23 protein-coding genes and 1 tRNA gene are annotated in these 26250 nt (G+C 46.9%); 8 read left to right on the top strand and 16 right to left on the bottom strand.

The window, feature by feature from the left end:
- Positions 1-97 precede the first annotated feature (97 nt).
- Positions 98-182: transfer RNA gene (locus tag CIK04_RS21470), tRNA-Tyr, on the top strand.
- Between the two features lie 319 nt (positions 183-501).
- On the opposite strand, the gene CIK04_RS21460 is transcribed toward CIK04_RS21470, so the two are convergent.
- Positions 502-1371: a Tim44 domain-containing protein gene (locus CIK04_RS21460; protein WP_097352841.1), complete on the bottom strand. Its 870-nt coding sequence runs from the start codon at positions 1369-1371 to the stop codon at positions 502-504.
- A 241-nt stretch (positions 1372-1612) separates the two neighbouring features.
- On the opposite strand from CIK04_RS21460, the gene CIK04_RS21455 reads away from it, so the two are divergent.
- The 3 genes from CIK04_RS21455 to CIK04_RS21445 all read left to right on the top strand — a co-directional run bounded on the left by CIK04_RS21455 (position 1613) and on the right by CIK04_RS21445 (position 5126).
- A complete protein-coding gene (locus CIK04_RS21455; RefSeq protein ID WP_038939468.1) occupies positions 1613-2203 on the top strand; it encodes a TetR/AcrR family transcriptional regulator in 591 nt (196 codons plus the stop codon).
- Positions 2204-2217: 14 nt separating this feature from the next.
- Positions 2218-4092, top strand: a complete 1875-nt coding sequence (locus tag CIK04_RS21450) for an MFS transporter (RefSeq protein WP_097352840.1) — start codon at positions 2218-2220, stop codon at positions 4090-4092.
- A gap of 98 nt (positions 4093-4190) precedes the next feature.
- Entirely contained in the window at positions 4191-5126 is a 936-nt protein-coding gene (locus tag CIK04_RS21445) for a YeiH family protein (RefSeq protein WP_097352839.1), read from the top strand.
- Positions 5127-5136: 10 nt separating this feature from the next.
- Here the strand turns inward: CIK04_RS21445 and CIK04_RS21440 are convergent, their stop codons facing one another.
- From CIK04_RS21440 to CIK04_RS21410, 7 genes are all read right to left on the bottom strand, one after another.
- Positions 5137-5319, bottom strand: coding sequence for a hypothetical protein (locus tag CIK04_RS21440; protein WP_128824646.1), 183 nt, complete (start codon positions 5317-5319; stop codon positions 5137-5139).
- Positions 5320-5409: 90 nt separating this feature from the next.
- Entirely contained in the window at positions 5410-6840 is a 1431-nt protein-coding gene (gene menE, locus CIK04_RS21435) for an o-succinylbenzoate--CoA ligase (RefSeq protein ID WP_176463396.1), read from the bottom strand.
- On the bottom strand, positions 6840-7829 hold the full coding sequence (gene menC / locus CIK04_RS21430; RefSeq protein ID WP_039541473.1) for an o-succinylbenzoate synthase: 990 nt from the start codon (positions 7827-7829) through the stop codon (positions 6840-6842). Before menC ends, menE begins: the two co-directional genes overlap by 1 nt.
- 139 nt (positions 7830-7968) lie before the next feature.
- Positions 7969-8835: a 1,4-dihydroxy-2-naphthoyl-CoA synthase gene (gene menB, locus CIK04_RS21425; RefSeq protein WP_097352837.1), complete on the bottom strand. Its 867-nt coding sequence runs from the start codon at positions 8833-8835 to the stop codon at positions 7969-7971.
- 25 nt (positions 8836-8860) lie between these two features.
- Positions 8861-9652 carry a 2-succinyl-6-hydroxy-2,4-cyclohexadiene-1-carboxylate synthase gene (gene menH, locus CIK04_RS21420; protein ID WP_097352836.1) on the bottom strand — a complete coding sequence of 264 codons (792 nt, stop codon included), beginning with the start codon at positions 9650-9652 and terminating at the stop codon, positions 8861-8863.
- Positions 9633-11327 carry a 2-succinyl-5-enolpyruvyl-6-hydroxy-3-cyclohexene-1-carboxylic-acid synthase gene (menD, locus tag CIK04_RS21415; protein ID WP_097352835.1) on the bottom strand — a complete coding sequence of 565 codons (1695 nt, stop codon included), beginning with the start codon at positions 11325-11327 and terminating at the stop codon, positions 9633-9635. The genes menH and menD overlap by 20 nt, the downstream gene beginning before the upstream one ends.
- Complete coding sequence (locus CIK04_RS21410) at positions 11324-12646, bottom strand: isochorismate synthase MenF (RefSeq protein ID WP_045594556.1); 1323 nt, start codon at positions 12644-12646, stop codon at positions 11324-11326. The genes menD and CIK04_RS21410 overlap by 4 nt, the downstream gene beginning before the upstream one ends.
- Before the next feature lie 231 nt (positions 12647-12877).
- On the opposite strand from CIK04_RS21410, the gene CIK04_RS21405 reads away from it, so the two are divergent.
- The 3 genes from CIK04_RS21405 (at position 12878) to CIK04_RS21395 (ending at position 16094) form a co-directional block, all read left to right on the top strand.
- Positions 12878-14092 carry a pyridoxal phosphate-dependent aminotransferase gene (locus CIK04_RS21405; protein WP_017420942.1) on the top strand — a complete coding sequence of 405 codons (1215 nt, stop codon included), beginning with the start codon at positions 12878-12880 and terminating at the stop codon, positions 14090-14092.
- Between the two features lie 80 nt (positions 14093-14172).
- Positions 14173-14757, top strand: coding sequence for a 5'-deoxynucleotidase (gene yfbR / locus CIK04_RS21400; RefSeq protein WP_017420943.1), 585 nt, complete (start codon positions 14173-14175; stop codon positions 14755-14757).
- Positions 14758-14762: 5 nt separating this feature from the next.
- Positions 14763-16094, top strand: coding sequence for an anti-phage deoxyguanosine triphosphatase (locus CIK04_RS21395; protein ID WP_039541485.1), 1332 nt, complete (start codon positions 14763-14765; stop codon positions 16092-16094).
- A gap of 21 nt (positions 16095-16115) precedes the next feature.
- Here the strand turns inward: CIK04_RS21395 and CIK04_RS21390 are convergent, their stop codons facing one another.
- The gene (locus CIK04_RS21390; protein ID WP_045629179.1) at positions 16116-16724 is read right to left on the bottom strand and encodes a tRNA-uridine aminocarboxypropyltransferase; all 609 of its coding nucleotides are present in this window, start codon (positions 16722-16724) and stop codon (positions 16116-16118) included.
- Positions 16725-16727: 3 nt separating this feature from the next.
- Between CIK04_RS21390 and rrtA the strand changes: the two genes are divergently transcribed.
- Positions 16728-17288 (top strand): rhombosortase, encoded by a 561-nt coding sequence (gene rrtA, locus CIK04_RS21385; protein WP_225469581.1) that lies wholly within the window; start codon positions 16728-16730, stop codon positions 17286-17288.
- A gap of 46 nt (positions 17289-17334) precedes the next feature.
- Here the strand turns inward: rrtA and CIK04_RS21380 are convergent, their stop codons facing one another.
- The 7 genes from CIK04_RS21380 to tig form a co-directional block, all read right to left on the bottom strand.
- A complete protein-coding gene (locus CIK04_RS21380) occupies positions 17335-17637 on the bottom strand; it encodes a helix-hairpin-helix domain-containing protein (RefSeq protein ID WP_045608499.1) in 303 nt (100 codons plus the stop codon).
- A gap of 132 nt (positions 17638-17769) precedes the next feature.
- A complete protein-coding gene (gene ppiD, locus CIK04_RS21375; RefSeq protein WP_097352833.1) occupies positions 17770-19629 on the bottom strand; it encodes a peptidylprolyl isomerase in 1860 nt (619 codons plus the stop codon).
- Positions 19630-19805: 176 nt separating this feature from the next.
- Positions 19806-20078, bottom strand: coding sequence for an HU family DNA-binding protein (locus CIK04_RS21370; protein WP_013572181.1), 273 nt, complete (start codon positions 20076-20078; stop codon positions 19806-19808).
- Positions 20079-20271: 193 nt separating this feature from the next.
- On the bottom strand, positions 20272-22623 hold the full coding sequence (gene lon / locus CIK04_RS21365; RefSeq protein WP_038968879.1) for an endopeptidase La: 2352 nt from the start codon (positions 22621-22623) through the stop codon (positions 20272-20274).
- 118 nt (positions 22624-22741) lie between these two features.
- Entirely contained in the window at positions 22742-24022 is a 1281-nt protein-coding gene (gene clpX / locus CIK04_RS21360; RefSeq protein ID WP_017420950.1) for an ATP-dependent protease ATP-binding subunit ClpX, read from the bottom strand.
- Between the two features lie 70 nt (positions 24023-24092).
- Entirely contained in the window at positions 24093-24719 is a 627-nt protein-coding gene (clpP, locus tag CIK04_RS21355; protein ID WP_011078149.1) for an ATP-dependent Clp endopeptidase proteolytic subunit ClpP, read from the bottom strand.
- 105 nt (positions 24720-24824) lie between these two features.
- Positions 24825-26123 (bottom strand): trigger factor, encoded by a 1299-nt coding sequence (gene tig / locus CIK04_RS21350; protein WP_011149844.1) that lies wholly within the window; start codon positions 26121-26123, stop codon positions 24825-24827.
- Positions 26124-26250: the final 127 nt, after the last annotated feature.

Genomic DNA, 26250 nt, shown 5'->3' with positions numbered 1-26250 from the left:
TCCACCATATTTGTTCTTGTGATTATCCTTTGGATTGATTGTGAGAAAGACTTGGATAGTGTGTTGGGAAAACACGTTCTAAGTATAAAAACACCCTGGAGGGGTTCCCGAGTGGCCAAAGGGAGCAGACTGTAAATCTGCCGGCTCCGCCTTCGATGGTTCGAATCCGTCCCCCTCCACCATTTTCTTCGTAAGAATCGAAAGCCAGCTCAATGAGCTGGCTTTTTTCGTATTGAATTTAGCTCATCGATTCGCCTCTCCCAGCGTATGAATAATGATGGCGCAAATAACGCTTTTCACTCCGATCATCGTGACAATGGCGACTCGAAAGGCATCCCTCTTACGGACTGGCTCCAATGAAAAAACATTCCAAACCATCAGTAATGACTTGACCTATAGAACAGCAGCAATATCCAATGACTCTGCCAGTCCAAGAGATAAAAAAATCCCGCTCATCGAAATGAACGGGACTTGTGATGACTAAGTTGAACGAGGTTAGGCCTAGCCTTGGATACCCACGATCATCCACGGCGCATTTGGCGCAGTCAGATCTCGCTCAAGGTGCCAGATATCTGTGATATCTTCTTCAATGCCTTCCACCGCATCACGGTAACGACCACTGAACTGTAAGCTCAAGTGCGCAGTTGACGCATCGTAATCAGCACGAACGATTTGTGCATCCACATACATGACATCCGTATGCTGCTCACCATCGAGTTTCGCTCGCTCCGCTTTTAGGTCATCATACAAGCTTGGAGACACATACTCTTCAATCGTTTCCAGTTGATTATGGTTCCAAGCGCCTTGCAGGATACGGTAGTGTTCACGTGCGCCATTGACAAATGCAACTTGGTCGAAACCTGGAGGATAGTTGTGTGGTACATCAGATTGCGCGCCAAAACCAAAACCACCTGTTGGAGTGTTCGGTGACTGCTCGAAGTTATGAACATTTGATTGTTCAAACTTAGGTGCTTGACCGCCAAATGCTGGCTGCTGGCGATGCTGATTCATACTGCCTTGCTTAGAAGCCAGTAGACCACGCATTAATTTAAAGATCACGAAAGCAATTAAGCCGATGATGAGGATATCCATAAACTGAATACCTTCAAACGCGCCCCCAAAGAACGCAGCAAGCAAACCGCCCGCCAACAAGCCACCAAGAATACCGCCCATCAGGCCTTTCTTAGAGCTCTGTTTTGCCGTCTGCTCTTTACCAATATTGTTCGTATTTTGCTGCTGTTGTTTAGGAGCTGGAGCCGTTTTATAGCTTTTGCCAAACGACTTACCGCCACCCATTTTTTTCGCTTCAGCAATTGGCGTTGCAATCACAGAAACCATCAGCAGGGCAACAATCGATAATAAACGTTTCATCTTTATCCTTTTGTAGTCTGATTGAAACTTTACGCACTAGTCCCCTTCTTGATACAAACCGCTTTGAAGAAAACCAGCTAACATGAATCATACAAGTATCCGCTGAGCATTGAAACGGAAACAATAGTTAGACATGTATCAGAATATTGCCGCTGTTCTATTCTATTTTAGGATGTTTAGTTGACGGATATATCCGACAAATTTAGAATATCGAACGTTGTTCAATTTGTAGTATATAGAAATGGCCCGTAGAAACGATCACACCAGAGAAGAACTTATCGCATTAACGCTTGAAACAGTGAAAGAGTTTCTTGCTGAACACTCGTATCATGAACTGAGTTTGCGAAAGTTGGCCAATATGATCGGCTACGTTCCTAGCACCTTGGTCAATGTGTTTGGTAGCTACAATTTGCTGCTGCTGCATGCTGTAGCGCAAACTCTAGATGAGCTATCACTGGAAGCGATGAAAGTCGTTCAAGACTCCAATGACAAAAAACAGGCTCTTGCCGAGCTTGCCTATTGCTACCATGACTTTGCCTTGCAACACCCTCATCGTTGGCGCTTGATTTTTGAGCACAACATGAATGGCGCTGAATTGCCTGAGTGGCAAGCTAAGCGCATTGATAATATGACCGGTATGCTAGAGGCGCTATTGCAACAACTTGCCCCATCTCGCACACCAACCGAAGTGTTGCAAGCGAGCCGCGTGTTGTGGTCTGGCGTTCATGGTATTACGCTACTGAGTGTGGATGACAAATTTTTCTCCAGTGAGCCAATTGATGGTAAAGAGTTGATAGACAGTCTTTTGACCAACTATCTAACCAACTGGTAATACAAGGAACTTTCATGGCCGCGAATAGCCAAAGCTCGCTGTTAACACAGCGTAAGTTTCTGCCGTACTTCATTACTCAATTTTTCGGTGCCTTTAACGACAACATATTCAAAAATGTGTTGTTGTTGCTTGTCGCGTTTGCAGGCACTGGCGCACTGTCCATCTCCAGTGATCTTTTCATCAACCTTGCCGCTGGCTTATTCATTCTGCCGTTCTTCCTTTTTTCAGCGTCAGCAGGTGTGCTGGCAGACAAATACGAAAAGTCTTGGTTTATTCGCAAGGTCAAACTGTTTGAAATCGCCATTATGTTGCTCGGCGCTATCGGTTTTATTACCGAGAGCTACACCATCTTATTGCTGCTGTTGTTTTTGATGGGCACACAGTCGGCATTTTTTGGCCCGGTCAAATATGCGCTACTGCCACAGCAACTGAAACAAGAAGAGCTCGTCCCCGGCAACGCTTTGGTTGAAGCGGGTACTTTTATTGCTATTCTCGTCGGTACATTAGGCGCGGGTATTATTGCCTCACACGAGCAAGCAAAATACGTTGCCGCTTTTTGTGTCGTTATCTTTGCTGTATTCGGCTATCTCGCCAGCAGAGCAATTCCCGTCGCGCACGCCTGCGCGCCAGAGTTGAAATTTCGCTGGCAGCCTTATCGTCAAACGAGACACACAATTGCCATCGCGAAATCGGATCGTGTTGTATATCAATGTATTATGGCGATCAGTTGGTTTTGGTTCCTTGGTGCCGCGTACCTCACTCAGTTTCCTAACTTCACCAAGATTTATCTCAATGGCACAGAAAGTGCGGTCTCTTTCTTGTTGGCGCTCTTTTCTGTGGGCATCGCGCTAGGTTCACTCGCGTGCAACAAACTGTCTAAAGGCCGCATTGATGTCGGCATCGTCCCGATTGGTGCTTTGGGTATTACGGTATTTGGCTACTTGATGGCCATATCGATACCCGGCGAGCTACCTCGATTTCATACCTTCGCACAGTTTGTGCAGTATCAGCCATTTTGGTCACTGTTTAGCTACTTGCTCATGATCGGCGTTTCAGGTGGATTGTTCATCGTCCCATTCTATGCCCTGATGCAACATCGTGCCAAGGAAAGTGAACGTGCGCAGGTCATTGCGGGCCTCAATATTTACAACTCACTGTTTATGGTGGCCAGTGCAGTATTGGGCATCGTGTGTCTTGCCGCGATCGGCATATCGATTCCACAATTTTTTTTGCTACTTTCGATGCTCAACTTTTTAGTGGCTGCGTATCTCTTTTTGCAAGCACCAATGTTTGTGGTGCGTTTCCTCGTGTGGGTACTTACTCACACACTCTATCGTGTGACACATAAGAATCTACACCACTTACCGAAAGAAGGTGGCGCGCTTATTGTTTGCAATCACGTGAGTTACATGGACGCTTTGCTGCTGAGTGCCGTCTGCCCTCGATTGATTCGTTTTGTCATGGAAGAAGAATACGCAAGGCTGCCGATTTTGCGTCGCTTCTTACGCACTGCTGGGGTAATTCCTATCTCCGCCAGCAACAGAACCTCTATTCGACGTGCATTTAACGATGTCGAACAAGCTTTGAGTGAAGGGCATATTGTCTGTATTTTCCCAGAGGGCAGATTAACGGAAAATGGCGACATGAATCCATTTATGCGTGGTATTGACATCATCCTTCGTCGCAGCCCTGTGCCCGTTATCCCAATGGCGTTAAAAGGCTTGTGGGGAAGCTATTTCAGCCGCCACAAGGGCCGAGCCTGTAAAGGGCTCCCTAGCCGTTTCTGGTCTCGACTAGAAATTGAAGCAGGGTTGCCTATTGAGCCTAAAGCCGCCTCTGCGGAAGTTATGCAGCAAAAAGTGGCAGAGTTACGAGGCGATTGGCGCTAAGCGTTCAGTTTATCTAAACGCTTGTTCAAATCATTAAGACTTTCTGATCTCATCGACTCAGCTATACTCGCGCTTTCACTTAATAAAACGCAATCACTTTGAATCGTAAGCATCTTCCTTTTATTTTCGCGTTGCTACTCTGCTTGAGTCCTTGGGTCTCTTCGCCTACAGCATTGGTGCTGGGTTTTCTGCTCGCAAGCACGGGTTTGGTTCCATCCCAACTGCCCATTTCGACTTACACCAAAAAGCTTTTGTCTTACTCCATTATTGGCTTGGGGTTTGGTATCCAATTTCAGCAAGCCATTGCCGTAACCTCTGATGGTATCGGCCTAATTGTGGTCACCATTGTCGGTACCCTGCTGCTCGGTTATTTAGTCGCTAAAGCGATTAAGCTCGAAACCACGACCGCCTACCTTATTTCAGCAGGCACTGCGATTTGTGGGGGGAGTGCGATTGCGGCAGTTGCGCCAGCGATCAAAGCCAAAGATCAGCAGATTGCCCTGGCACTGGCGACCGTCTTCGTCCTTAACTCCCTTGCATTGTTTATTTTTCCGGTGATTGGACATGCATTAGCATTGGATCAACAAACTTTTGGGACATGGGCAGCAATCGCCATTCACGACACCTCCTCTGTCGTTGGAGCTGCATCCGCGTACGGTGAGCAAGCACTTACCACCGCGACGACATTAAAACTCGCCCGAGCATTATGGATTATTCCCGTTGCTCTGCTCAGTGCAATGCTCTTTGCTCGCGGAAATGGCGCGGAAGGTAAGCGCAAGTTAGTGCTTCCATACTTCATTTTTTGGTATTGCGGTGCCATCGCCTTTAGCGATCTCTTCCCTCAATTTGAGACCGCCTATCAGGGCATTTTCTCGGTCGCAAAGCAGGCACTAGTGGTGTCTTTATTTTTGATTGGTTGCAGCATTTCTGTTGAGAAGCTGAAAAGTGCGGGTGCAAAACCTCTGATCTTTGGTTTGAGCCTATGGGTGGTTATCTCAACCACTTCGCTCAGTTGGTTGTTGCTCACATGTTAAACTTACTCAATTAAGCTGAGTGATGGGAATGAGGCAAGGTGGTGGTTGATTGACGTCGATAGTCAAAAACGATGGCGACAACAATCAAAAAGGCCGTCAATTCCGCCAAAGAGCGATAGAGGCCATCACTCAGCAAAGCAATGCCGAGCTGCAAAACTGCCGTTGCTATTAAGATCCCTCTTACCATCTTCAACCTTATGCCTTTTCTTTGTCATATGATGCGCAATTATGATTGAGGGTTATAAGGTTGAGAAATTCCCTTTTTGACTAAATCATGCCGAAATCAACTAAGTTGATTTCCCAGCCACACTTTAACGGCTTGCCGCGAGACTTTAATCCCTTCCTTCAGTAACGCCTCAGGCATTAAGTAATAGGCGACTGGCCACTTAAACTTTTGCAGTCTTTCTTTTAAGTGTTGCTCATAATCCGCTCTGTTTGCTAGCGAAGGCGATTGGATGACAGCAACGGGTCGATAGCCAAATTCCGCATCGGGCATGGGAACCACGATACTCTGTTCCACGCCGTCAATCTCGTTTAGCACCGCTTCAATCTCTTCACAATGGATGTTTTCCCCGCCAGAGATAAACTGATTGTCCGCACGGCCGATGATCTTAAGCTCCTCACCTTGCCACATGCCTAAATCTTTACTGTCAAACCACCCCTGTTCATCCACCAGCGTCGTTAGGTTTCCCTGAAAGAAATAGCCTTCTGCCAAGGTTTCACCACCAATATAGATGCGCTGACCAATCAGTTGCAGTGCCCGATGTTTTAATAGATGCCCTGCGTTGCTCACACTGTCGATCTGCTTGGCGGTCACCGTTGAAGCGGCTTCTGTCATGCCGTAGCCTAGCCAGGTCTCTATCCCTTTACGCTGCGCCGCTTGAGCCAAGGTATGCTCCACATGGCTCCCTCCCAGCAAAACATGGCTCAGTTGCAAAGGCGTATTGTCATCAAGTAGGCGCTTCAATTGAGTCGCAACGAGAGACACGTGTGTCACTCCTTGAATCTCTTCAGCCAGAGCGCTATGCCCCACTTTCAAACATGCGCCAGCGACCAACCAGCGATAAACAATAGCCATGCCAGAAACATGATACAGCGGTAGGGAGAGCAACCATGTATCCTGCTGAGTAAAAAAGAATTCTTCCAACAATCCTTGTGCTGACGCGAAATGCTGCCGATGGGTATGGGCCACGGCTTTGGGATTGCCCGTGGAACCAGAGGTAAAAATAATCGTAGCAAGTTGATCGGCGCGATAATCGCAAACGTGCTTGTCAGGCAGCGAGTTGAGATGATTCGAGGCGAGTGAGATTTCTAGCAGCACATTACGATGATCGTGAGAGCAAGCCGAGCGGGTCTGCCCATCAACATTAGGATCAAGCCAAATAAAACGCGTTTGCTGCTCACGGTAAAGCGTCTCAAGCTTTGCTGAGAACATCGGGACCGATTGTGGCATGGTGATGGCCACCACAGCGCCCAGTTGATGCGCAGCCAGCAAGATAAGCACCATATCAACATGGTTTTTACCCAGCAGAGTGATGACATCTCCACGAGCCACCCCTTGCGCACCAAGAACCGCCGCTAAACGTTCAATCTCGTCGTTCAATTGTTGCCAATTGAATTGATAACGTGATGAGGTCAGCGCCATAGAAAGTGGGCTCTGCTGAGCCCAATATTTCCACAATGGCTGTTCACTGACGAATGCCGTTTCACCCATTATGAATGCCACACCAATTGCTGTTCTTCTAACGAAGCGATCGGCAGTGCGCATTTCGGCCATCCCACCATTAACTGAGATTGGAACAAACTTATGGTGTCCAAGCCCGGCGTCACATCAGGCAATTGCCATTTGGCAAAACGCGCTAGCTGGGTAAGCCCCAAACTTGATTCAATGCTCGAACTGATGACCGCTTTGATGCCCAAAGAATGCGCTTTTTTGATCAGCGCAATACATCGAGGCAATGAACCGATCAGCGTTGGTTTGATGACGATCGCTTTCACGCCCGTGAGATCGTCAAGCGCAAAGTCTGGTTGGTGCAGAGCATGCTGTAAGGTTTCATCCCATGCAATCGCAATCCCAGTGTTGATAGCAAAAGAGAGGCTGTCTCCGGGCTTTTGACAAGGTTCTTCGATAAACACGATCCGCTGGCGCAAAGATGGACTGATGTACTTGGCAAATTGCTGCGCCTTTTCTGGCGTCCAAGCACGATTGGCATCTAATCGCAGTGTGAGATCTGGAATGCTTTCCAAGAATAAGTTGACCAACATGCCATCGCGAATGGGTTCGTACAAACCTACTTTGACTTTGGCGACTTTCTCACCTTGCATCGCATTCAATACCGGAATGAGTTCATCGGGATCGCCGGTACAAAGTGGTGCGGGCAAATAGTTCCCGTCGCGAGGTAACTTCCCTTCCAACTCATACATCGCGGTGGAAAGACCAAATGCAACGGAAGGCAGTAAGGCGTCGTAATCGATGGGATGATCGGTGTTCATCCACAACTCAAGCTGTGCTTGCGCTTCAATACCCGCTTCTTCTATGGTCTCTAAGCTAAATCCTGGTAATGGTGCAACTTCGCCATACCCTTTTTGACCGTTCACGTTCAGCTCAATAATATAGCCAACACGCTCCGTCAGTTTCTCTTCTCTTAGCACAACACCGCTGTCCATTGGCAAGGTGTAGCGGTACAGTTTGGCTGATTTCATAGCTGTCCCTTAATACTTCATCGACAAATTGCTTTACTGAAAGTCAGGCTCTTTATGAATGAGACCGTCAATCGCAAAGAAAAGTCCCTAAACGATGCAGATTCTGTGCCTCTGCATCGCTCTCACATTGGGAAGAAAATTAAGGGTTACGTGGAAACTTATTGAAATCTGGACGACGTTTCTCGTTGAACGCATTGCGCCCTTCTTGTCCTTCATCGGTCATATAGAACATCATTGTGGCGTTGCCCGCCAACTCTTGAAGACCCGCTTGACCATCGCAATCGGCGTTTAATGCTGCTTTAAGGCAACGCAGTGCCATCGGGCTGTGCTGAAGTACTTCACGGCACCAACGTACGGTTTCTTTCTCTAATTCTTCTACAGGGACGACCGTGTTCACTAGCCCCATATCCAACGCTTCTTGTGCATTATAGAAACGGCAGAGGAACCAGATCTCGCGCGCTTTCTTTTGGCCTACGATGCGTGCCATGTAAGAAGCACCCCAGCCACCATCAAACGAGCCCACTTTTGGTCCAGTTTGGCCAAATTGCGCATTTTCGGCCGCGATGGTCAAATCACACATCATGTGTAAAACGTGACCACCACCAACCGCCCAGCCTGCTACAGAAGCGATGATCGGTTTTGGACAGGTACGAATATCACGTTGGAAATCAAGAACATTCAGATGGTGAACACCAGAATCATCTTTATAACCGCCGTAATCGCCGCGGATCTTTTGGTCACCACCAGAGCAGAAAGCATCTTCACCGAGACCGGTCAAAATGATCACGCCAACGTTAGAGTCATAGCGAGCATCCGCCAGAGCTTGGATCATTTCTTTGACGGTTTGCGGGCGAAATGCATTACGCACTTGAGGGCGTGCAATGGTGATTTTTGCAATGCCGTCTTCCGACTTGTGGTACTGAATATCTTCATAGGGCGCACTACAGTCATTCCAATTAACTGGTGCGTAAAGTTCTGCTTCAGTGATGCCTACTGTTTTAGCCATGGTGATTCCCATTGTTCTAATGTGTTTATCGTTGATAAACGGAATGAATAAAAGCACGGACGATGTCAGCAAAAGCGCTAGGTTGCTCTTGATGAACATTGTGGCCCGCATTGTCAACTATCGAGCAGGACAAGCCACTCTGTCTCGCTAGTTCTTGAAATTTTGTGTCTTTTTCGCCGCATACATAGTGCAAAGGTACGCTAGAGCGTTGCAACTGAGGCAATAGATTCGGTTGCTTCGCCAAAGAGGTTGCTAATAACATCTCCGCGACTGACGCACCAAGATTAGCACTTCGTTTTGCTATCAAGGTTTGTTTTTGCGCATGGTTTAGTGAAGAAAATACCCCTTGCTGATACCAATCGGCTAATACCTGTTCAATGGGTTCTTCACGAAATCGCTTCGCCCAATGGCTATCACTGATCCAGCGTTGCTGCTTTTCTTGCTCGCTGACTAAACCAAAATTGCCGCCTTCAATCAAAGCTCCACGCAGATTCATTGCGGCAAAGGCGTGCTCAACAAGCCCCTGCATGGCAATTCGGCCTCCCATTGAATAACCAATCAGAATACATGGGCGTTGGGCCAATTGCTGCTCGGTCACCGTCGCCACTTGCTGTGCACTCTCCGCAGCACTACTTGTGGCAATGCCAACACTTTGGCCGTGCCCTGCAAGGTCAATCGTTAGAGTTGGATATTCTTTGAGTGAACATTGCGTGGCACGCCAATCTTCTGCACTACCCAATAAACCGTGCAGAAACACCAACACGGGCGAACGGCCATCACCATTGCCTTGCTGATAATTAAACGAGAGCCCGGACATGATCAGCCAATTGCTTAATGTGCTGTGACGCTTGGTTTGGCGGCGTGTTGACTTCCACCAACAAGGCGCCACACCCGTGTGCCAAATGGTCAACAATTCGTTCTGTTAGTTCCGCAAATGATGTTGGACACACGTAATCGAGGCCAAATTGTTTGGCGGCAAATTCGAAACGGTAGCCATGAGGCATTTGGTATAACGCTTGTTTTTGCTGCGGTGGTACCGGTAATAAATCAAAAATCGCGCCGCCGTCGTTGTTGGTCACCACGATCACCACCGGAGTTTCTTGATGGCTATACAGCGCCAGCGAATTCAAGTCATACAACGCGGACGTGTCACCAATCATCAATAACATTGGGTTGGCTCTTGCTCTTTGCACGCCACTTGCCGTGGCAAAGAGGCCATCAATCCCCGATGCGCCACGATTGGTAAATGTTTCGACACCATGCAATTGACCAACCATATCGACCATGCGCACAAACAAGCTATTGCCCAAAAACAGATCGGCACTGCCCACGAGCGAGGATAATTGCAGAGCAATCATCATTTCACACAGGCTGCTTTGGGCGATTGCTCTGGCTTGCTTGTTCACCTCCGCACTATAACGCGGCAGTTCATTCGCCCACGCGACGGGCTGCACTTCGCGGCTGGTCACCACGTTCAACCACGCTGCGATTGAGCAGACAAAATGATGTTGAGGCAGGTGGCTTTGGTTATCTCGCTCAAAATCCGGTGAAACGTACCAATAATCGCAACCAACTTGCACTTGCTGCTCTAACCATTGTTGTAAACGCTTCGAGACCAAACGACGACCAAACTGGATGATCAAATCACATTGAGACAACTGCGCGCGAGCTGAGGGATTTTGCAACCAGATATCATAGCCACTCCAATCAGAAGTGGTTCCGGATTGTGGGTCACACAGCACTGGCCATCCTATCTGCGCCGCAAATTGATGGGCCTGTTTGGCTTCTTGCAGCGTTACACTGCCGATCACCACCACCCCTTTACGTTGTTCAATCTCTGCAATAGAAGGCGGCATGGAGAGCGGTATTTGTTTGTTACTGTAGATGCCACCCTCTGCTCGCCAAACAGCCACCGTGTCTAAATAACTCTGGTAAATTGACTTTGGTGTATTGGAATACAGCGGTTCAGGAAAGGGACAGTTGATGTGCACCGCATGGCCAATGACTGCCTGTTGATGAAGCACTTGATCCACAGATGTCAGTAACCAGTTTAATGATGTCTGTGTGTTTGGACTGGGCAAATTTAATGAAGCACAAACATGATTTGAGAAGATGCCTTGCTGTGCGATCGCTTGATTGGCCCCGCACCCCACCAGCTCAATCGGTCGATCTGCCGTGAGTAGTACCAGTTTCTCTCCGGTCAAGCCTGCCTCTGCCACTGCAGGCAAAAGATTGGCCACCGCAGTGCCCGATGTCACCACCACCGCCACCGGGCGTTGGCTGGCTTTGGCTAAACCAAGGGCGAGAAAACCCAACCCACGCTCATCAAAGTGTGTATGCAACTTCAAACGGGTATGGGCATTCGCTTCGAGGGCGAGCGGGGTTGAACGTGAGCCAGGTGCAACACAAACATCTCGAACCCCAAAGCGGTACAATTCTTCAAACAGCGTTTCACACCAAATCCGATTCAATACGGCTTGATCGTGGTTCATGATGCCACTCCAAGCGGTGGATGCTCAGAGATCAGTGACAATAAGGTCGACATTTTTTTATCCAGTTCACTCCATTCATGCTCTGCGATTGAGCCAGGAACAATGCCGGCTCCTGCGAACAAATGCAGTGAATCATCCACAATCAACGCGCTGCGTATTGCAACACAAAACTCCGCTTGTTCATGACTAATGTAACCGACAGAGCCCGCATACCAGCCACGGGCGAAAGGTTCATTTTCAACAATAAACTGCATCGACTCTTGACGAGGCAACCCTGCAACCGCCGCAGTTGGCTGTAAAGCCGAGAGCAATTGTACTCCATTGACTCCCGCCTTCAATTGCACATGGATATTGCGCTTCAGATGCTGAACTTTACGCAGGCGCACTAAACGCGCTTCCGACTCGACCTCTACACTCTCAGCATGAGGTGTAAGGCGATCAACGATATCGTCAACCACATACTGGTTTTCATTCAGATTTTTGACATCCTGAGAAAGCCAACTGGCCAGTTCCATATCTTGCGTGGCGTTGTGGCCACGACCAATAGTGCCCGCCAATGCTTCGGTATACAGCTCTTGCCCTTGGCGCAAGTAAAGTCTCTCTGGTGTTGAACCGATGAAACTGTGTTTACTGTCGAGACTCAGCATAAAGTGAAAACTGTGGTGATTCTGCAGGTAACTCGCTTTAAGCAACTGCGCAGCGCACAATGCGGAATCTAAGTGCACCGTGGTTTTGCGTGCCAGAACTACCTTCTTAAACGCCTTAGCTTGTATGCCTTTCAGTACTTTACTCACCAAGTCACACCACCCCTCGCGCTCAGGTAAGTGTTCCACGCTCTGGATGTGCGCAGTGAGAGGTGCTAACGGTTTCGCCTCAGTCGTGAGTTTGCTCAACGTGTGCAGAATTCGGCTCTTATCACCATTTAGATTGACCGCCAACGACCACTTGTCGTCCAAACGGATCAGTTCAATCTGAGGTAGAAAGAAAAAAGAAGGCATACAACGGCGATTTTTCTCGCTGCTGCCATCGAATGATCGTCCTCCCCAAACACGTTGTCCGGGAGACAGTATGGTATAGGCCGGGCCTGGATCGACAAAGGTGTGCAATTGTCCTAACGCAACCACCTCTTCACGAGTATCTCGTGACTGCCAATAAAATTTCGGAAAAACCGGCTGGGCTTCAAGCCAGTCAATGAACGTTAATGTAGGTTTTGTTATTAAAAGCTCGACCAGACGAGTCTCGTCATCCTTGGCATTTTTGACACGTTCAATGAGATTAGTAATGGCTTGATGAAAATGTGACAAAACAACCTCGTACATTAGAGGATAAAGAATTACTGTCGCTACTCTATTGATAGACCCTGATCAAATCAAGGTTGTGTGCGATCTTTTGCAGAATCCTGTGATAACTGACGCCTCCAAACGAAGAGGAGTCCTTCATCGAGATAGCGACACTGATCAAATTTCGACTTTTCTATAGATTTTTATTCTAAAAAATGTCAGTTTAGTATCCTTTAATAAAGAATTTTACGAATTTTCAGGAATTACACAATGCAAAATATCGGGATGTCGTCAAAACTCGACAATGTCTGCTATGACATCAGGGGTCCTGTACTCAAACATGCTAAGCGCATGGAAGAAGAAGGGCATAAAATCCTTAAGCTAAATATTGGAAACCCCGCCCCATTTGGCTTTGACGCCCCTGATGAAATTCTGGTCGATGTGATTCGTAACTTGCCTACGTCGCAAGGTTACTGTGATTCAAAAGGCATTTACTCAGCGCGTAAGGCCGTTGTTCAGCATTATCAACGCAAAGGCATTCGCTCTCTCGATGTGGAAGATGTTTACATTGGTAACGGCGTTTCCGAACTGATCGTAATGGCCATGCAAGCGCTACTCAATAATGGGGACGAAATGCTGGTGCCTGCACCTGACTACCCATTATGGACCGCAGCCGTGGCACTTTCGGGCGGTAAAGCGGTGCATTACCTCTGTGATGAGCAAGCAGACTGGTACCCTGATCTGGATGATATGCGCAAAAAAATCACGCCTAAGACTCGTGGTATTGTACTCATCAACCCCAATAACCCGACGGGTGCCGTCTACAGTCGCGATTTTCTACTGGAAGTGATCGAAATCGCACGTCAACACAAGCTGATGATTTTCGCCGATGAAATCTACGACAAAGTGTTGTACGACGGCGCGGTGCACACCTCAGTCGCGACCTTAACTGACGATGTGCTGGTGATGACGTTTAACGGCCTATCAAAAGCCTATCGTGTATGTGGTTTCCGTGGTGGTTGGATGTTTATGACCGGACCAAAGCATTTAGCCCAAGGCTATGTGAACGGTTTGGACATGCTAGCCTCGATGCGCCTGTGCGCCAACGTGCCAATGCAACACGCTATTCAAACTGCGTTGGGGGGCTATCAGAGCATCAATGAATTGATCTTACCTGGCGGTCGTTTATTGGAGCAGCGTGATCGCGCATGGGAGTTAATCAACCAAATCCCTGGTGTTTCATGTGTGAAACCGAAAGGCGCAATGTATCTATTCCCCAAGATTGATACGAAAAAATACAGCATCAAAGATGACCAAAAGATGGTTTTTGATTTTCTCGTTCAAGAAAAAGTGCTGTTAGTGCAGGGTTCTGGTTTCAACTGGCCAAAACCAGACCACTTCCGCATCGTCACTCTACCGCACATCGAAGATCTCGAAACCGCCATTGGCCGCTTTGAACGTTTCTTACATGGCTATAGCCAGTAGTATTTATTGCTAAACTTTCATATGCTTAAAGGTGTTCCATAGGAACACCTTTTTTCTAACTGCGTTTTGAGGTAACTATCGTGCAAGAAAGCCATTTTTTCGCTCATTTGGCTCGTATGAAGCTAATTCAACGCTGGCCATTAATGCGCTCTGTCTCCAGTGAGAATGTCTCTGAGCACAGTTTGCAGGTCGCCTTTGTTGCCCATGCTTTAGCGCTGATCAAAAACAAAAAGTTTGGTGGTCACATCAATGCAGAGCGGGTGGCCGTGCTAGCCATGTATCACGATAGTAGTGAGGTTTTGACCGGGGATTTGCCCACACCCGTAAAATACTACAATCCTGACATCGCGAAGGAGTATAAGAAAATCGAAGCGGCTGCAGAGCAAAAACTGCTCTCCATGCTGCCAGAAGAATTTCAGGAAGACTTTCGTCCATTTGTCATCTCACAACAAACTTCAGAAGAAGAAGCTCAAATCGTCAAACAGGCTGATTCCATTTGTGCCTATCTCAAATGTCTAGAAGAACTCAGTGCAGGTAATCACGAGTTTGCTTTGGCGAAAAAGCGCTTAGACATCACGTTAGCGGAAAGAAAAACACCTGAAATGGATTATTTCCTCAATACGTTTGCGCCAAGCTTTGAACTATCCCTAGACGAAATCAGTTAACAAATATGGAGTCCACTTTGTCATTGACTATTCGCTCACAATGGCTGGAACGCCATGATGATGAACATAAAATTCGTCGTGATGATCATCGCAGCCCTTTTCAACGCGATCGAGCACGAATTCTTCATTCGGCCGCTTTTCGTCGCCTGCAGGCCAAAACCCAAGTGCATGGCAACAGCCTCGAAGATTTTCATCGCACCCGATTAACTCATTCGCTCGAAGCGGCGCAATTGGGTACCGGAATTGTCGCACAAATTAAGAAGAAACAACCTGAGTATCGAGATCTGCTGCCCACAGACAGCTTAATTGATGCCTTGTGCTTAGCACACGACATCGGACACCCACCGTATGGACACGGCGGTGAGGTGGCTCTGAACTATATGATGCGAGATCATGGCGGCTTTGAAGGTAACGCGCAAACTTTCCGTATCGTCACCCAACTCGAGCCCTACACCGAACACTTCGGCATGAATTTGTCTCGGCGCACACTGCTCGGGTTAATTAAATACCCAGCTTTTATCAGCCAGACTCGCGCGGCTTCACAGCCTGCACCTGTGAGCCACCAACGTCAAATCAAAGCCAAGCAGTGGAGTCCAGCAAAAGGCATTTACGATTGCGATAAACCCCTGTTTGACTGGGTACTCGCTCCATTAAGTGAAACCGATAAACAACAGCTGAATGCAATGCGGGATTGCCCCCACGACGCCTTATCTCATCGGAAAACGCGTTATAAATCGATCGATTGTTCGATTATGGAGCTGGCCGATGATATTGCTTATGGCGTGCATGACCTTGAAGATGCCATCGTGCTTGGACTCGTCACACGTAGCCAATGGCAAGAAGGTGCGGCGAGTCAGTTGGCAGATTGTGGTGACCCATGGTTTGAAAAACACATTAGTTCCATTGGCGAGATGTTATTTAGTGGCCAGCATCATCAACGCAAAGATGCCATTGGCGGCATGGTTAACGCACTGCTCACCAGCATCGAGGTGAAGCCCGTCGACGGTGAATTTGAAAGTCCACTGTTGGCCTTTAATGCCTATCTCGATATCGGCATGGAGAAAGCACTGTCGATTTTGAAGCACTTTGTCAGCCAGTATGTAATTCAAATTCCTCAGGTTCAAATTGTCGAGTATAAAGGACAACAGATCATCATGGATTTATTTGAAGCACTTAGTGCCGATCCTCAACGCTTGCTGCCTTTGCCCACTCGACATCGTTGGGAGCTGGCAGAAACAGACACCAGCAAAATGCGAGTGATAGCGGACTACATTTCTTCGATGACCGATGGCCATGCGCGGCGACTGCACCAGCAGTTGTTTTCATCACATCATTAACAACGCTCTATCTGGCTGTCGCTAACGATAGTTTCGTTCAAACACACCCGGCGGCATTTGCGCAATTTGAAACTCAATCATTTTGTCAAATGCCGTTATTAAGGGTGTAAAATCGTTTTCAGGCTGAAAATAACTAAGAATGTGAAAACCGGCCTCGACAGTGGAAAGCGCATTGTCACTAGGTGATTTTCGGATACGGTAGTTTCCAGTGAGATTGTCGGGTAATTGTACACACGGCAGCGCTTGCAAGTTGCTTGAAAGCTGCCAGATTTTAAACGCTTTCTTCCACGTACCATCGAGCAGAATAAAGCGCAGACGACGCATTTTACCGCCATCAGATTGACTGACTTGTTCCACCGTGACGGCTTGTTCATTCGGAAACAACACCCAATGGAGATAGGATTCATCGCCTAGCAACTGATTAAGTTCAGCGTGTTGTGAAAAGTCTTCTCCAATGAACAAACGACAGCTAGCCAAAGACAAATCGAGAATTCGAGCCGTGCCAAGTGGGCGATGCTCTTCACTCGGATGCTGTAGAATGATAAGTTCCACATCTGAGGCAAGAGATTCTATCCACTGGCAAATACACGCTTTTTTCGCTTTACCACATTGAGAACAATACCGAGACATACTGTGAACCTTACTATTTTTCTGACGATAACCAGCGTACTTTGTCTATTGCTGCAGCAGCCACTCTTGTCTGATTGGACGGAGTGGCATCGCCAAGCGATAAATCATGGTGAATGGTGGCGAATCCTATCAGGAAATTTCACTCACACCAACTACCCTCACCTTGTGATGAATCTGGCTGGACTTTGGGTAATTGCTCACCTTTTCAAACCCAATTGGAAAATGTTGGCTTTGCTGCTGGTGATGATCAGCGTCATGGTCGGACTCGCTAACCTCTTAACCTCAATGCAAATATACGTTGGTCTTTCTGGAACGTTGCACGGCCTGTTTGCCTATTTTGCGCTAAGAGAAAGCTTGGAGGGAAGAAAAAGCAGTTGGCTTCTGGTGCTTGGTGTCGTGGTGAAAGTCGCTTGGGAGCATTGGATGGGCGCATCTGCAAGCACAAGCGAGCTCATTGGTGCTAGGGTCGCCATTGAGGCGCACCTTGCTGGTATGAGCAGCGGTTTCCTCTTAGCCTCGCTACAACTCTTTTACCAGCGTTACCTTAACGCCAAAGCGCAATAAAGAGACAAAGCAAGCTGATAGAATGTCAACTTGCTTTGTCATCCAATTACAACTTAATCCGTGACTGATTTTTCTCAATCGTTGACTTACCGATACCTTTCACTTGAACTAACTCATCAACCGTTTTAAACGGTCCATGAGCTTCTCTAAAGTCAACAATTTGCTGAGCTTTTTTAATACCAACGCCTTTTAACATCATGGCAATTTCTTCTGCTGTTGCCGTGTTGATGTTGACGGAAATCTCAATGCCTTCATATTTCTCGGCTGCTTTCATTGCAGAGTCCGCAAAAGAAACGGAAGGAAAAGAGAATGCCATTAGCATGGCTAAAAGGGTAATTACCTGTTTCATTGTCGTGTCCTCATATTGGGTGAAAGGTGTTATACCTAACCCAGCGAGAGCAAAAAACAGACAAGAGACAAAAATAAAACAGGCCGCGAAAGCGACCTGTTTTTAGTTACATATCAGTTGCACACCGAACGATTAGTTGCTCACAACAAAGTATTCAATATCAGTGTTCGCACGAAGAATCGCGACGATAGAGCTCAAGTCACGCTGTGCAGAGACGCGTTGTAGTTGCACTGAAATTTGCTGTGCTAGTACAGGCTCTAAGCTCTCTTCTACTTTTTCAAGCGCCACGATGACAACATTGCCTTCCATATCTTTACTTTGGCCGTATACCGCATTACCTGCTGCTGGTTTTGCCATAGCAAACACGGTCTGTGCTAAAGGAGAACGACGATCAATCTTCTCTAACTCACCAAATGATAAGTCTTTCTCTTGCAAAATAGCGGTATTGCCTGCTTTCAGTGCTGTCACGACTTCGCTTCCTAGCTCAAGTGCTTGTTGCTCACCTTTCACTTGAGAAAGCTCCGCTGCTACTTGGTCTTGCACCTCAGTCAAAGGTAGTACCGTCTCATCGCGAGCATCATCAACACGAACAACGATGATGTGTTCAGGGGCAATTTCAATCGCTTCTGAGTTCAAACCATCCAGCTTAACTTCTGGGCTGGTAATCGCTTGAGTCACCGCAGGTGTGCGAAGAATTTCAGGTGCATCAACTTGAGAGATAAAGTCAGTGTGTTTCACTTCTTGACCCACCGCTTTTGATGCTTCTTCTAAAGAATCTGGGTATTCGAATGCCACTTTCTCTAGCTCACTTTGCAACTCGTAGAATTGGTCGACGGCTTTCTGGTCGATCATTTCTTGTTTGATTTGCGCAGCAACATCGCTAAATGGCTTCACAACAGGTTCTTTTAGCTCTTCGAGTTTGATGATGTGGTAGCCGAAGTCAGACTTCACCAAGCCAGTGACATCACCCACATTTTTTAGCGCAAACGCCGCTTCTTCAAACGCTGGATCCATCACATCACGTTCAATCCAACCCAGTTCACCGCCATTATCAGCACTGCCAAAATCGTCTGATTTCTCTTGAGCTAGTGCCGCAAAATCCGCGCCAGCGTTCAATTCGTCTAAAATTGCTTGTGCTTTAGCTTGGTCATCACCCTCAATGAGGATATGAGCCACTCGACGCTGCTCCTCAGAGGAATACTTATCAAGGTGCTCTTGATAGTACTGTTTCACTTCGTCATCAGAAATGGTGATTTGCTGCTTGAGTGAATCCGCCGCTAACTCGACGTAAGACACCTTCACCTGCTCAGGGCGAGTAAAGCGTGATTTGTTTTCATCGTAGTACTTTTGGATGTCTTCTTCTGTCAGCGTCACTTTATCCGCAAAGTCGCGAATATTTAGCGTCACCGTGCGAACATCACGTGTTTGAGTAAACAATTTACCTTCTGCATCCACTTCACCTGGTAGGGTAAATTCACTGGTTTGTAGTGCATCAAGCAATTGAGAACGAATCAACTCACGACGCATGTACTCTGCAAAAGAATCTGCTGAATAGCCCGCGCGACGCAGAGTCGCTTGGTAGACGTCTTGGTTGAACTTACCGTCTTGCTGGAATTCTGGCATTGCTAGAATCATGCTTCTTACTTGAGCATCACTGATGCGTAAACCTAATGATTCTGCATGCTGATCAAGCAAAACGTCGTTAATCATGCGGTCTAATACCGATTTACGGAAAGACTCTACGTAAGCAGGGTCAGCAAGGAGTTGAGAAAAGTAATCTCCTAGTTGCGACTGCATACGATTACGCTCATTTTGGTAAGCCATTTCAAACTCACCACGACCGATTTCGACATTGCCAACTTTTGCTGCAGAGTTACTACTACCACTCACAAGGTAGCTACCGACACCTGCAAAGACAAACGATAGGATGATCAATCCTAGGATAATTTTAACCGCGATGCTATTCACGCCTTCGCGCAATCGATCCATCATAACTAAACTGCTCTCCACTCACGAAGCCAACGCTTCTCTTGAAATGTAATCACGCGATAATACCAGAAAAAAGAAATGCGCATCAGTAGGATGCGCATAATTTAAAAAAGTTCGGCTTTAACATCGCAAAATCATGTTCAAACGGGTTTGATTGAACAAAATTCACACTAACGCGATTAGTTACAAGCGTCTTTAAGAGCTTTACCTGCTTTGAAAGATGGTACTTTCGCTTCTGCGATTTGGATCTCTTCACCAGTCTTAGGGTTACGGCCTGTACGAGCTGCGCGAGTACGCACGCTGAAAGTACCGAAACCAACTAGAGCTACTTGATCACCAGACTGAAGAGTACCGCTTACTGCTTCAATGAATGCATCTAGAGCACGACCTGCTGACGCTTTAGAGATATCTGCGTTTGCAGCGATTGATTCTACTAGTTGAGTTTTGTTCACTGTGATTCCCCTTTGTGCCATCTGTGATTATTTTTTTAGATGACTTTCGTTCCATTAATACTAAAAATTAGCGCCAAGCCTTATCTTAAAAGGGCTGGCAGCCATCGAGCTCTAACTTAGCTCCCAAAAAAAACGCTGACAAGCCTTTTCGAGCCTATCAGCGTAAACTTTTACTTATTTTTGCTGCACATCACTATTTTTTAGCGTCGAACTCCACCCCAGTTGGGTCTCGCTCAAGTGCAACTTTAAGAACTTCATCAATCCATTGAACTGGAATGACTTTCAAATCAGCGATAACGTTGTCTGGAATTTCTTCCAAATCACGCTCATTGTCCTTCGGAATAAGTACCGTTGTGATGCCACCACGATGTGCAGCCAACAACTTCTCTTTTAGACCACCGATTGGTAACACTTCACCACGCAGAGTAATTTCCCCTGTCATGGCGACTTCTGCTTTAACAGGGTTACCCGTTAGGCTAGAGACTAACGCCGTGCACATCGCAATACCGGCACTTGGGCCATCTTTTGGTGTTGCGCCTTCTGGAACGTGCACATGGATGTCTTTCTTCTCGTAGAAATCGGAGTTAATACCCAATTTCTCCGCACGAGAGCGCACAACAGTCATGGCCGCTTGAATCGACTCCTGCATCACATCACCAAGTGAGCCAGTTTGGGTCAGTTTACCTTTGCCCGGCATCGCCTCAGTCTCAATCGTCAGCAAATCGCCCCCGACTTCGGTCCACGCAAGCCCTGTCACTTGACCCACTCGGTTGCTGTCATCCGCTTTACCATAGTCAAAGCGTTGAACACCCAAGTACTCTTTCAAGTTATCGATATTGACCGTTACCGACTTCAACTCTGGCTTCAGCAGAATGTTCTTCACTGCTTTACGACAGATTTTCGAAATCTCACGCTCTAAACTACGCACACCCGCTTCACGCGTATAGAAGCGGATAATACCAATAATGGCAGAGTCCTCGATATTGATTTCATGAGGCTTCAAGCCATTGCGCTCGACCTGCTTCGCAACCAAGTGGCGCTTCGCAATGTTGAGTTTTTCATCTTCTGTGTAACCAGACAAACGAATCACTTCCATACGGTCAAGCAAAGGACCTGGAATATTCATTGAGTTCGAGGTTGCAACAAACATCACGTCAGACAGATCGTAATCCACTTCTAAGTAGTGATCGTTGAACGAGTTGTTCTGTTCTGGGTCCAGCACTTCAAGTAATGCAGACGCAGGATCACCACGCATGTCAGATGACATTTTGTCGATCTCATCCAACAAGAAGAGTGGATTCTTCACGCCAACTTTGGCCATTTTTTGAATCAGTTTGCCCGGAAGCGAACCAATATACGTACGGCGATGGCCACGGATCTCTGCTTCATCTCGAACGCCACCGAGCGCCATACGAACGTATTGACGACCTGTTGCTGCGGCAATTGAACGACCTAATGAAGTCTTACCCACACCAGGAGGCCCCACAAGGCAAAGAATCGGGCCTTTGAGCTTATTGATACGGTTTTGAACCGCCAAATACTCTAGAATGCGGTCTTTTACGCGCTCAAGGCCGTAATGGTCTTCATTGAGCACTTCTTCCGCTTTCGCCAAGTCTTTCTTCACTTTAGAACGTTTGTTCCAAGGAACGTTGACCATCCAATCAATGTAGCTGCGCACAACCGTCGCTTCCGCTGACATCGGCGACATCATCTTCAGCTTTTGCAGTTCTTGTTCGGTCTTTTCGCGTGCTTCTTTCGGCATTTTAGCCGAATCAATCTTTTGCTTGAGCGCTTCAAACTCATCAACGCCATCTTCAGATTCGCCAAGCTCTTTCTGAATGGCTTTCATTTGCTCATTCAGATAGTACTCGCGCTGGGATTTCTCCATCTGTTTCTTGACGCGGTTACGGATGCGCTTTTCAACTTGCAGAATGTCGATTTCCGATTCCATTTGCCCCATCAGGAACTCAAGACGCTCGGTGATATCTACGGTTTCTAGTACTTGCTGCTTATCCGCTAATTTCAGTGGCATATGGGCAGCAATGGTATCTGCAAGGCGGGCAGCTTCATCAATACCACCAAGGGAAGTCAGGACTTCTGGTGGAATCTTCTTATTCAGTTTAATAAAGCCTTCAAATTGGCTAATAGCGCTGCGAACAATCACTTCTTGCTCACGCTCATCCAATTCAGGAGTGATGATAAATTCCGCTTCTGCTAAGAAGAAATCACTTTCCTTGAACTGATTGATTTTAGCGCGCTGCTGGCCTTCAACCAGTACTTTTACCGTACCGTCTGGCAGTTTAAGCAGTTGCAGGATCGTGGCTACCGTGCCCACCTCGAACAAGTCATCAACGGTTGGTTCATCTGTGTCTGCTTGCTTTTGTGCGACAAGCAAAACTTGTTTATTGGCTTCCATTGCCGATTCTAAGCAACTGATCGACTTTTCACGGCCAACAAACAAAGGGATAACCATGTGTGGATAAACCACCACATCTCGTAGAGGTAGGACGGGGATCTCGATACGCTCGGAACGTTCCAAGTTCATATAATTCTCTCTTCCACTTACTATTATGAGCAGTATATGGGGGCTAATTATTTGGATTCAATAAAAGAAAATAAAAAAGGAGGTAATTCCTTACCTCCTTTTTCTACATCGATTAAATTTACTCAGCGCCAGCGGCTTGGCTCTCACTGTTGGTGTAAATCAAAAGCGGCTCTGATTCACCATTAATCACCGATTCATCAATGACAACTTTGCTCACGTCGTCCATCGATGGCAGTTCATACATGGTTTCTAGCAACACGCCTTCCAAAATTGAACGCAAACCACGAGCGCCTGTTTTACGCTCCATCGCTTTTTTCGCGATCGCTTTTAGCGCATCTTCTCTGAACTCAAGATCCGCACCTTCCAGTTCAAACAGTGCTGCATATTGCTTTGTTAGCGCATTTTTTGGTTGGCAAAGAATCTGAATTAATGCTTCTTCGTCCAACTCGGTCAACGAAGCGGTCACTGGAAGACGACCAATAAACTCAGGAATCAAACCATATTTCACAAGATCTTCTGGCTCTACCTGAGTGAACAATTCGCCCACTGTTTTGCTTTCGTCTTTAGAGCGGACTTCCGCACCAAAACCAATGCCGGTACCTGTTGCAACTCGTTGTTCGATCACTTTATCTAGACCGGCAAATGCACCACCACAGATAAAGAGGATCTTTGACGTATCCACTTGCAAAAACTCTTGCTGAGGATGCTTACGACCACCTTGAGGTGGTACAGAAGCAATCGTACCTTCAACCAGTTTAAGCAGCGCTTGTTGAACGCCTTCACCAGAAACGTCACGAGTAATCGATGGGTTTTCTGCTTTACGAGAAATCTTGTCGATCTCGTCGATATACACAATACCACGCTCTGCTTTCGCTACGTCGTAATCACATTTCTGAAGCAACTTTTGAATGATGTTTTCAACATCTTCGCCCACGTAACCCGCTTCTGTTAGCGTCGTGGCATCTGCCATAGTGAACGGTACATCGAGGAAACGCGCAAGCGTCTCAGCAAGCAACGTCTTACCGCTACCTGTTGGGCCAATCAGCAAGATGTTACTCTTACCTAGCTCCACGCCATCACTCGTTGTGTCACCATTACGTAAACGCTTGTAGTGGTTATATACCGCAACCGCGAGCACTTTTTTCGCATGGTCCTGACCGATTACATAGTCATCAAGGTGTGCACGGATTTCACGAGGCGTTGGTAACGCTTCAGATTCACGTTTTGGAAGCACATCTTTGATCTCTTCACGGATGATGTCGTTACATAAATCGACACATTCGTCACAGATGTAAACGGATGGACCAGCGATTAGCTTGCGAACTTCGTGCTGGCTTTTGCCGCAGAAAGAGCAGTAAAGCAACTTACCACTACCACTCTCTTTGCTTTTGTCTGTCATTCGCTAACCTCTTAGCCTTTACTCTTTATGTTTGAGTGTATAACAATTTGAATCAGTTTGCGCAGGCAAATTATGCACTACGATGAGTCAATACTGCGTCCACCAAACCGTATTCTACTGCCTGATCTGCCGACATAAAATTATCGCGATCAGTATCACGCTCAATCACTTCCAAAGGTTGGCCAGTGTGTTCTGCCAACAGCTTGTTCAGTTTAGTCTTAATTGTAAGAATTTCCTGAGCATGAATTTGGATGTCTGACGCTTGACCTTGGAAACCACCGAGTGGCTGGTGAATCATCACACGTGAGTTAGGTAGCACATAACGCTTACCTGGTGCACCACCAGCAAGCAAAAATGCACCCATTGAACATGCTTGACCCATACATACTGTGCTCACATTTGGCTTGATGAACTGCATTGTGTCGTAAATCGACATACCTGCTGTCACGCTGCCACCTGGAGAGTTAATGTAAAGGAAGATATCTTTGTCTGGGTTCTCAGACTCTAGGAAAAGTAGCTGAGCCACGACAAGGTTTGCCATGTGGTCTTCAACTTGTCCGGTGAGGAAAATCACTCGCTCTTTTAGCAAACGCGAATAAATATCGTAAGAACGTTCACCACGGGAAGTTTGTTCAACCACCATTGGTACTAGTGCGTCGATGATTGGCGACATTGCATTTTTTTCTTGGTAGCTCATATTCTTATGTCCCTAAAATAAATGGCCCGGATGATAATTATCATACGGACCATTGTTAGCAGAATAGTTAACGTTTAGTCAACCTTCTACGCAAGATATTGCTTATTAAGCTGGTTGGTTCATTAGCTCGTTGAAGCTAACTTCTTTTTCAGAAACCTGAGCTTTAGCAATGATCGCGTCGATAGCTTGTTCTTCTAGAGCAACGTTACGCATGTTGTTCATCATCTGTTCGTTTTGCTCGTAGTAAGTCACAACTTCAGTTGGATCTTCGTAAGCAGTCGCCATTTCAGTGATGATAGCTTTCACTTTCTCTTCATCAACTTTTAGCTCGTGAGCTTTGATCACTTCACCTAGAAGTAGACCCACGACAACACGACGTTTCGCTTGCTCTTCAAACAGTTCACGAGGAAGCTGCATTGCTGCTTCAACGTTACCGCCAAAGCGTTGTGCTGCTTGCTGACGTAGAACATTGATTTCTTGGTCGATAAGCGCAGCTGGCACGTCGATTTCGTTCTCTTTTACAAGACCGTCAATCGCTTGCTCTTTGATACGGTTTTTAACCGCTTGCTTAAGCTCACGCTCCATGTTCTTGCGAACTTCTGCTTTCAGTGCGTCGATGCCGCCTTCTGCTACGCCAAACTTAGCAACGAACTCGTCGTTTAGTTCTGGTAGTTGACGTGCTTCAACTTTGTTCACTTTGATAGCGAATTTCGCTGCTTTACCTTTTAGGTTTTCAGCGTGGTAATCTTCTGGGAAGGTTACGTCGATTTCGAATTCCATGCCCTTAGTTTTGCCTTCGATACCATCTTCGAAGCCAGGGATCATGCGGCCTGCGCCCATTTCTAGTGGGAAGTTCTCAGCTTTACCGCCTTCAAACTCTTCACCGTCGATAGAGCCAACGAAATCGATGCTTACGCGCTTACCCGCTTCAGCTGCTTCTTCAACTTCAGTCCAAGTCGCTTGTTGCTTACGTAGAGTTTCGATCATCTCTTCAACGTCAGCGTCTTTCACTTCAACTGCTGGTTTTTCAACAGTGATGTTTTCTAGACCTTTAAGCTCAACTTCTGGGTAAACTTCAAAAGTTGCGTTGAATACGAGATCTGAGCCTTCTTTGTTTTCAACTGGAGCGAAAGTTGGTGCACCCGCTGGGTTGATCTTTTCTTTGATGATCGCTTCGATGAAGTGGCGTTGCATTACTTCACCTAGGATGTCTTGACGTACTGCTTTGCCGTACATTTTCGCAACCATCTTCATTGGCACTTTGCCTTTACGGAAACCATCGAAACGACGGTTTTTAGCGATGTTGCGTAGTTCAGCTGTAACTGCATCTTCGATGTTAGCAGCAGGAACAGTAATATTCAGACGGCGCTCTAGGCCCTCTAGCGTTTCAACAGTAACTTGCATTATATATAAACCTCAAAAATGGCTCAGTTTGACTGAGCATATGAGCCTAACGAATGCCAGAGCAAACGAATACGGCTGCATCCTTGTCTGTGTTCTTTACGAACACCTATTTTAAAATCGAGTATCG

This window comes from Vibrio sp. 03_296 (assembly GCF_002265885.1).
Note: the sequence above shows the minus strand (reverse complement) of the source record. Positions and strands in the feature narration are given on the sequence as shown.

What these genes read in the sequence shown, in the direction of transcription:
- CIK04_RS21460 (WP_097352841.1), bottom strand. Translation starts at nt 1,371, where the DNA reads ATGAAACGTTTATTATCGATTGTTGCCCTGCTGATGGTTTCTGTGATT.
- CIK04_RS21455 (WP_038939468.1), top strand. Translation starts at nt 1,613, where the DNA reads ATGGCCCGTAGAAACGATCACACCAGAGAAGAACTTATCGCATTAACG.
- CIK04_RS21450 (WP_097352840.1), top strand. Translation starts at nt 2,218, where the DNA reads ATGGCCGCGAATAGCCAAAGCTCGCTGTTAACACAGCGTAAGTTTCTG.
- menE (WP_176463396.1), bottom strand. Translation starts at nt 6,840, where the DNA reads ATGGGTGAAACGGCATTCGTCAGTGAACAGCCATTGTGGAAATATTGG.
- menC (WP_039541473.1), bottom strand. Translation starts at nt 7,829, where the DNA reads ATGAAATCAGCCAAACTGTACCGCTACACCTTGCCAATGGACAGCGGT.
- menB (WP_097352837.1), bottom strand. Translation starts at nt 8,835, where the DNA reads ATGGCTAAAACAGTAGGCATCACTGAAGCAGAACTTTACGCACCAGTT.
- menH (WP_097352836.1), bottom strand. Translation starts at nt 9,652, where the DNA reads ATGTCCGGGCTCTCGTTTAATTATCAGCAAGGCAATGGTGATGGCCGT.
- menD (WP_097352835.1), bottom strand. Translation starts at nt 11,327, where the DNA reads ATGAACCACGATCAAGCCGTATTGAATCGGATTTGGTGTGAAACGCTG.
- CIK04_RS21410 (WP_045594556.1), bottom strand. Translation starts at nt 12,646, where the DNA reads ATGTACGAGGTTGTTTTGTCACATTTTCATCAAGCCATTACTAATCTC.
- CIK04_RS21405 (WP_017420942.1), top strand. Translation starts at nt 12,878, where the DNA reads ATGCAAAATATCGGGATGTCGTCAAAACTCGACAATGTCTGCTATGAC.
- CIK04_RS21395 (WP_039541485.1), top strand. Translation starts at nt 14,763, where the DNA reads ATGGAGTCCACTTTGTCATTGACTATTCGCTCACAATGGCTGGAACGC.
- CIK04_RS21390 (WP_045629179.1), bottom strand. Translation starts at nt 16,724, where the DNA reads ATGTCTCGGTATTGTTCTCAATGTGGTAAAGCGAAAAAAGCGTGTATT.
- CIK04_RS21380 (WP_045608499.1), bottom strand. Translation starts at nt 17,637, where the DNA reads ATGAAACAGGTAATTACCCTTTTAGCCATGCTAATGGCATTCTCTTTT.
- ppiD (WP_097352833.1), bottom strand. Translation starts at nt 19,629, where the DNA reads ATGATGGATCGATTGCGCGAAGGCGTGAATAGCATCGCGGTTAAAATT.
- lon (WP_038968879.1), bottom strand. Translation starts at nt 22,623, where the DNA reads ATGAACTTGGAACGTTCCGAGCGTATCGAGATCCCCGTCCTACCTCTA.
- clpX (WP_017420950.1), bottom strand. Translation starts at nt 24,022, where the DNA reads ATGACAGACAAAAGCAAAGAGAGTGGTAGTGGTAAGTTGCTTTACTGC.
- clpP (WP_011078149.1), bottom strand. Translation starts at nt 24,719, where the DNA reads ATGAGCTACCAAGAAAAAAATGCAATGTCGCCAATCATCGACGCACTA.
- tig (WP_011149844.1), bottom strand. Translation starts at nt 26,123, where the DNA reads ATGCAAGTTACTGTTGAAACGCTAGAGGGCCTAGAGCGCCGTCTGAAT.